This window comes from Rhodoblastus acidophilus, assembly GCF_900187365.1.
GTDB classification, from domain to species: Bacteria; Pseudomonadota; Alphaproteobacteria; order Rhizobiales; family Beijerinckiaceae; genus Rhodoblastus; species Rhodoblastus acidophilus.
This window is the reverse complement of the sequence record NZ_FYDG01000003.1, coordinates 343,150-350,346: the sequence shown is the minus strand read 5'-3', so window position 1 is coordinate 350,346 and position 7,197 is coordinate 343,150. Positions and strand designations below refer to the sequence as shown.

At 64.6% G+C, this 7,197-nt stretch carries 7 protein-coding genes; 2 read left to right on the top strand and 5 right to left on the bottom strand.

Translation table 11 applies throughout. The annotated features are described in order from the left end of the window. The 4 genes from CFB24_RS10000 to rpsL form a co-directional block, all read right to left on the bottom strand. A partial coding sequence (locus CFB24_RS10000; RefSeq protein WP_245295401.1) for a GTP-binding protein occupies window positions 1–91 on the bottom strand: 91 nt, incomplete at its 3' end. 30 nt (window positions 92–121) lie between these two features. Next, window positions 122–2,197 carry an elongation factor G gene (gene fusA, locus CFB24_RS09995; protein ID WP_088520450.1) on the bottom strand — a complete coding sequence of 692 codons (2,076 nt, stop codon included), beginning with the start codon at window positions 2,195–2,197 and terminating at the stop codon, window positions 122–124. 21 nt (window positions 2,198–2,218) lie between these two features. Then, window positions 2,219–2,689 carry a 30S ribosomal protein S7 gene (rpsG, locus tag CFB24_RS09990; RefSeq protein WP_088520449.1) on the bottom strand — a complete coding sequence of 157 codons (471 nt, stop codon included), beginning with the start codon at window positions 2,687–2,689 and terminating at the stop codon, window positions 2,219–2,221. Between the two features lie 14 nt (window positions 2,690–2,703). Continuing rightward, window positions 2,704–3,075: a 30S ribosomal protein S12 gene (gene rpsL / locus CFB24_RS09985; protein ID WP_088520448.1), complete on the bottom strand. Its 372-nt coding sequence runs from the start codon at window positions 3,073–3,075 to the stop codon at window positions 2,704–2,706. Window positions 3,076–3,603: 528 nt separating this feature from the next. Between rpsL and CFB24_RS09980 the strand changes: the two genes are divergently transcribed. Next, window positions 3,604–4,023, top strand: coding sequence for a secondary thiamine-phosphate synthase enzyme YjbQ (locus CFB24_RS09980; RefSeq protein WP_088520447.1), 420 nt, complete (start codon window positions 3,604–3,606; stop codon window positions 4,021–4,023). Window positions 4,024–4,193: 170 nt separating this feature from the next. Continuing rightward, window positions 4,194–4,316: a hypothetical protein gene (locus CFB24_RS23930; protein WP_275936883.1), complete on the top strand. Its 123-nt coding sequence runs from the start codon at window positions 4,194–4,196 to the stop codon at window positions 4,314–4,316. On the opposite strand, the gene CFB24_RS09975 is transcribed toward CFB24_RS23930, so the two are convergent. Then, entirely contained in the window at window positions 4,313–7,111 is a 2,799-nt protein-coding gene (locus CFB24_RS09975; protein WP_088520446.1) for an FAD-binding and (Fe-S)-binding domain-containing protein, read from the bottom strand. The genes CFB24_RS23930 and CFB24_RS09975 overlap by 4 nt on opposite strands. Window positions 7,112–7,197: the final 86 nt, after the last annotated feature.

The following is a 7,197-nucleotide window of genomic DNA, read 5'->3' as shown; positions in this document are numbered from 1 at the left end:
CCGCCGTCAGCGAGGTCTTGCCATGATCGACGTGACCGATGGTGCCGATGTTGCAGTGCGGCTTGCTACGCGTAAATTTTTCCTTGGCCATGGCCAATCTCCTTGTCTGTTGTCAGATGCCTCAGGCGTATTTCGCCTGAACCTTAGCGGCCTCGTTGGCCGGCACCTGCTCATAGTGGTCGAATTGCATGGTGAAATTGGCGCGCCCCTGGGTGAAGGACCGCAGCTGGTTGACGTAGCCAAACATGTTGGCGAGCGGCACCATGGCGTTGATGACATTGGCGTTGCCGCGCATGTCCTGGCCCTGGATCTGGCCGCGCCGCGAGTTCAGGTCGCCGATGACGGAGCCGGTATAGTCTTCCGGGGTCACCACTTCGACCTTCATGATCGGCTCGAGCAGCGCGGAGCCGCCCTTCTGCAGCGCTTCGCGCATGGCGGCGCGCGAGGCGATTTCGAAGGCGAGCACCGAGGAGTCGACGTCATGGAAGGCGCCGTCGATCAAAGTGGCCTTGACGTCCACCACGGGGAAGCCCGCGAGGATGCCGGCGCCCATCACAGACTGGATGCCCTTGTCGACGCCGGGGATATATTCCTTCGGCACCGCGCCGCCGACGATCTGGCTTTCGAACGAATTGCCGGCGCCCGGCTCATTCGGCTCGAAGATGATCTTGACGCGGGCGAACTGGCCCGTACCGCCGGTCTGCTTCTTGTGGGTGTAGTCGATCTCGACCCGCTTGGTCAGCTTCTCGCGGTAAGCCACCTGCGGCGCGCCAATATTGGCGTCGACGAGATAGGTGCGCTTGAGAATGTCGACCTTGATGTCGAGATGGAGTTCGCCCATGCCCTTGAGGATGGTCTGGCCGGATTCCTGATCGGTCGACACGCGGAAGGACGGATCCTCGGCGGCCAGCTTCTGCAGGGCGATGCCGAGCTTCTCCTGGTCGGCCTTGGACTTCGGCTCGATCGCGATCTCGATGACCGGATCGGGGAATTCCATGCGCTCGAGAATGACGGGCTTCAGCGGATCGCACAGCGTGTCGCCGGTGCGGGTGTCCTTGAGGCCGGCCAAAGCGACGATGTCGCCGGCGTAAGCCTCCTTGACGTCCTCACGATCGTTGGCGTGCATGAGAAGCATGCGGCCGACGCGCTCTTTCTTGTCCTTGGTCGAGTTCAGGACGGTGGTGCCGGACTCCACCTTGCCGGAATAGACGCGGCAGAAGGTGATGGTGCCGACGAACTTGTCGTCCATGATCTTGAAGGCAAGCAGGGAGAACGGGTCGGAATCCACGGGATTGCGGACCATTTCCTCGCCAGTGTCCATGTCGACGCCCTTGATCGCTTCGCGATCCACCGGCGACGGCAGGTAGTGAACCACCGCGTCGAGCAGGGGCTGAACGCCCTTGTTCTTGAAGGCGGAGCCGCAGAACACGGGATGGAAGGCGATCTTGCGCACGGCGATGCGGATCAGACGGTGCAGCGTCTCCTCGTCGGGCTCCTGCCCGTCGAGATAGGCAGACATCACGTCGTCGTCCATTTCGACGGCGGCTTCGATCAGCTGCTGGCGATACTCGACCGCCTTGTCCTTGAGGTCGTCCGGAATCTCTTCGTCATGATATTTGGCGCCGAGACCTTCATTGTCCCAAACCACCGCCTTCATGCGAACCAGATCGATCACGCCCTTGAAGTTCGACTCAGAGCCAATCGGCAACTGAACGCAAACCGGACGGCCGCCGACGCGGGTCTTGATGTCATCGACGCATTTGTAGAAATCGGCGCCGATCTTGTCCATCTTGTTGACGAAGCAGATGCGCGGAACGGCGTATTTGTCGGCCTGCCGCCAGACTGTTTCCGTCTGCGGCTCCACGCCCTGGTTGCCGTCAAGCACGCAGACAGCGCCGTCGAGCACGCGCAGCGAGCGCTCGACTTCGATGGTGAAGTCGACGTGCCCGGGGGTGTCGATGATGTTCAGGCGCTTGCCGTTCCAGAAGGTGGTGGTCGCAGCCGAGGTGATCGTGATCCCGCGTTCCTGCTCCTGCTCCATCCAGTCCATGGTGGCGGCGCCCTCATGGACTTCGCCGATCTTGTGCGACTTTCCGGAGTAGTAAAGAATACGTTCGGTCGTCGTGGTCTTGCCCGCATCAATGTGGGCCATGATGCCGAAGTTACGGTAGTCTTCGATCGGATGACTGCGCGGCATGGTCGAGATCCCTAACTTGGCTTACCAGCGGTAATGCGAGAAGGCGCGGTTGGCTTCCGCCATACGGTGCGTGTCTTCGCGCTTCTTCACCGCGGCGCCGCGGTTGTTCGAGGCGTCGAGCAATTCGGCCGACAGGCGCTCGATCATGGTCTTGTCGTTGCGGCCGCGCGCGGCGGTGATCAGCCAACGAATGGCGAGAGCCTGGCGGCGCTCGGTGCGGACTTCGACCGGAACCTGGTAGGTCGCGCCGCCGACGCGGCGGGAACGGACCTCGATGGCCGGAGCGACGTTTTCAAGCGCCTGCTTGAAGACGCCGAGCGGCTCGACCTTGGCCTTGTTTTCGATAATGTCGAAGGCGCCATAGACGATCTGTTCGGCGGCGGACTTCTTGCCGTCGTACATGATCGAGTTCATGAACTTGGCGACGATAATGTCGCCGAACTTGGCGTCCGGGATGACTTCGCGCTTTTCGGCGCTGTGACGACGAGACATATCGGCTCCTGATCTTACTTCGGACGCTTCGCGCCGTACTTCGAACGACGTTGCTTGCGGTCCTTGACGCCCTGGGTGTCGAGAACGCCGCGCAGGATGTGGTAGCGCACGCCCGGCAAATCCTTGACGCGGCCGCCGCGGATCATGACAACCGAGTGCTCCTGAAGGTTATGGCCTTCACCCGGAATATAACCAATGACCTCGAAACCGTTGGTCAGGCGAACCTTGGCCACCTTGCGGAGCGCCGAGTTCGGCTTCTTCGGCGTAGTGGTGTAAACGCGGGTGCAAACGCCGCGCTTCTGCGGCGAAGCCTGCAGATGGCGGGCCTTTTCGCGATAGGTTTTCGGTTGCCGCGGTTTGCGGATCAACTGGGAAATAGTGGGCATCCTTCGCCTTTCCGGACGAAATTGTTGAATTGTTGAACCGAACGAAGCTTTCGCTCCGCCCCGCCCCGCGACCGGCCGATAGCCAATAGCGAAACGTATAAGCGCCTTCGACCATGGTCTGGCCTCCGGCGCTTTCCAAGACAGAGGACCAACGCAGGATACACGCCGGTCTTGTCGATGGACGACCACTTACAAAGACTTTGAAAGGCTTTGCGGGGCCGATTGACTCTACAGTCGAATAGCTGGTCGACAGCGTTTAGACCGCCTGGGTCTCCAGCGCGGCGCCAGAGACATGCTGGGCTACGGCCTGTCTGAGTGGGCCGTTCATAAGCGCGAGAGTCGTAAACGTCAATGGTTTTTTGGGGAAAAGACGCGGAAATTCGGGGGAAAGGCCGGTTTTGACGCGCATTGTTCGACGCCGCGAAACCGGCGGGTTCCCTGCCCTTGCCGCCGATGCGCGCACGGTTATTCTGGCGGCGTCGCGCAGCGTCAGGCGAGAGCGCGCTTATCAGGCAGGGATTAAAAAAGATGAAATCCTATCGCAAGGAACTCTGGTTCGAAGTGCCGGGACGCCGGGGATTCGTCAATATCACCCCGCAGGTTGAGTCGGCGCTGCGCGAATCGGGCGTGCGCGAGGGGCTGTGCCTCGTCAACGCCATGCACATCACCGCCAGCGTGTTCATCAACGACGACGAGAGCGGCCTGCACCATGATTATGACGTCTGGCTGGAGAAGCTGGCGCCGCACGAACCGGTGGCGGGCTACCGCCACAACCGGACCGGCGAGGACAATGCCGACGCCCATATGAAGCGGCAGGTGATGGGCCGCGAGGTCGTGGTCGCCATCACCGACGGCAAGCTCGACTTCGGGCCGTGGGAGCAGATTTTCTACGGCGAATTCGACGGCGGCCGCCGCAAGAGGGCGCTGATCAAGATCATCGGCGCGTGAGTCGGCTCACCCGCAGCATTGCCGGACCGGACGGTCGCTTGTGTCGATGAAGAACCGCGACGAGATCGCATCCGCACTGGCGACACGTTCGGCGACGAGGCGGGCCAGGCGGGCCAGGCGGAAGCCGATGGCGTGGCGGCGGCGCGATCGACGCCAAGGCCGACAACGGCTTGGACGGCGTGAAAGACCTGCGCTGCCTGTTCCGGCCCGACGGCGGCTTCGACCACATTCTGGCGCCGACGTCCGACGATGGCCCGCGCCAGCCCTGGAAACACCCGGGACGCAAGCGTTAACGCGACGCCTCGTCCACCAGATGCAGGATCGAGCGATAGCGCCGGCCGGAATGGCTCGACAGCCCGATTTCGCAGGTGCGGTTGCTGGAATAGCCGTCGTGACAGGCGTCCGGCAGCGCCTCGGGCAAATGCCGCAGCGCGTGGTCGTTCAGCTCCGGCGTATAAAACCCCTTGTCGCCGGCGAAGCCGCAGCAGGTGACGCCGGGCGGGACGACGACCTGCTCGGCGCACAGACCCGCCAGCTCCAGCAGCGCCGGGGCGAGGCCCGCCTTGCGCAGCGTGCAGGTGGCGTGGACGGCGATGGGGTCCTTGACCCGGACGAAGGTCAAGTTCGGCGCGATCTTTCCGCGTAAAAACTCCACCAGATCCATCGGCTGGAATTGCGGCCCGGAAAACGCCTTCATGCGCGCGGCGCAGGGCGAGGCGTCGAACACCACGGGGACAGGCGCGCCGCCGTGGGACAGGCGCTCCGCCAGTTCGCGCGCCTTGGCGTTGGCGGCCTCGGGAAACCCCTTGGTGTCGAACGACTGGCCGCAGCACAGGTCGTCGCCCTCCTCCGGGACGATCATCCGATAGCCGGCGCGGGCGAACACGCGCGCCGCCACACTCGCCAGCGGCTCGGACTCGTCGCCCTTGGCCGGCCCCATGGTGCGGCTGGCGCAGCTTTCAAAGAACAGCGCGGGGATGCCCTCGCCAGTCTCCAGCGCGGGCGCGGGACGGGCGCGGCGCGGCATGGCCGCCGACCATTGCGGCGTGCCCAAAACCTTGTTGGCGGCGCCCGAAACGGCTTTGAGCGCCGCCGTCCCCACCACGGCCTCGGCGGCCGCGCCGACGGCCAGTCCGGCGCGGGCGAGTGTCGTCACCACGCCGAAATGCTGCGCCGCCGCCGCCGCGATCGTCTTTGCGACGGGACCGCGCCGCTCCGCGCGCAGACTGCGGGTGTAGCGGCCGACGTCGATATCCAGCGGGCACACGGTCGAGCATAGCGAACAGGCGGCGCAAGTCGTGTCGCCGGCGTAGAGATAGTCTCGCTCCATCGCCGCCAATTCTGGGGCGTTGGGGCTGTCGCAGCGCAGCCGCCGCATTTCGCGCGAGGAGGCGATGCGCTGGCGCGGCGACAGGGTCAGCCCCTTCGACGGGCATTGCGGCTCGCAGAAGCCGCATTCGATGCAGGCGTCGATCAGGGGCGTCACCGCCGGCATCGGCTTGAGATTTTTCAGATGGATCTCGGAATCGTCATTGAGCACGACGCCGGGATTGAACAGGTTTTCCGGGTCGAGCAGCTTTTTCACCCGGCGCATCACGTCGGTCGCCGCCCTGCCCCATTCGCGCTCAACGAACGGCGCCATGTTGCGGCCGGTGCCGTGCTCGGCCTTGAGCGAGCCGTCATATTTGCCGACCACCAACTCCGCCACCGCCTCCATGAAGCCGGCGTAACGCTGGACCTCGGCGGGCGTGTCGAAGCCCTGCGCGAAGACGAAATGCAAATTGCCTTCGAGCGCATGGCCGAAGACGATGGCCTCCCTATAACCATGCGCGTCCATCAGCGCGCGCAGGTCCATGGTGGCTTCCGCCAGCCGCTCGACCGGAAAGGCCACATCCTCGATGATGACCGTGGTTCCCGCCGGCCGCTTGCCGCCCACCGCCGGGAACGTGCCCTTGCGCATGTCCCAGTAGCGCGCGGTTTCGGCGGGGTCGTGGCTGAACGCCACGCCATTGAGCGTGTCGGCGGCGTCGATGGCCGCGACAATGGCGCTGATCTTCGCCCGCAGATCATGGGCGTCGGGCGCCCGCGCCTCGATCAGTAGCGCGGCGGCGTCGGGACCGAGCGCGTCGACATTGACCGGCATGCCCTTCTTCGTCTTGACGCTTTCCAGCGCGGCGCGGTCGAGCAGCTCCACCGCCTCGACCGGCGTGGCCTTCAGCGCCGTCACCGCCCGGCAGGCTTTTTCCAGATCCTCGAACACGACAAAGGCCGAGGCCTTGTCGGCATAGTCCGGCACGGTGCGGTAATCGACGCGCGACAGAAAGCCGAGCGTGCCTTCCGACCCGATCATCAGATGGGTGAGCATGTCCACCGGGTCGGAAAAGTCGATCAAGGCGTTGATCGCATAGCCGGTGGTGTTCTTGCGGCGGTATTTTTCCGCGATGCGCGCGGTGAGCGCCGCATCGGCGCGGATTTCCGCCGAGAGCGCGGCCAGCCCGTCGAGCAGTTTCTTGTGGGTGGCGCGGAACGTCGCCATCGTCTTGGCGTCGGACGTATCGAGCACCGCGCCGTCGGGCAGCATCACCCGCAGCCCGGCCAGCGTGTGGTAAGAATTCTGGCCCACGCCGCAACACATGCCCGAAGCGTTGTTGGCGGCGATGCCGCCGATCTTGGCGGTGGCGATCGAGGCGGGATCGGGGCCGATCTTGCGCTGGAACGGCAGCAGCCGCCGATTGGCCTCGCCGCCGACCAACGCCGGGCCGAGCCGGACGACCTGTTCGGTCTCGTCATAGGCGAAACCGCAAAACCCCTCGCCGAGCACGACCAGCACGCTGTCGGTGACCGCCTGCCCCGACAGCGACGTGCCGGCGGCGCGGAACGTGACCGGCGCGCCGGCGCTGCGGCAGGCGGCGATCAGCGCCGAAACTTCCGCCTCGCTTTCCGCGACCGCGACGATTTTCGGCGTCACGCGGTAGAAGCTGGCGTCGGTTCCATAGGCCAAAGCGCGCAGCGGATCGGTATGGATGCGCGCGGGAGGAACCACGGCGGCGAGATCGCGCGTCAGCGCGGCGTAATCGACGGGCGGCATGGCCGCATCTCCTGAAAGCTTGGCGAAATTTTCGGCGCCCTGTCGGCCCGGTCGGGGGCGCGGGGCGTCATCCTGACGATGGGCTA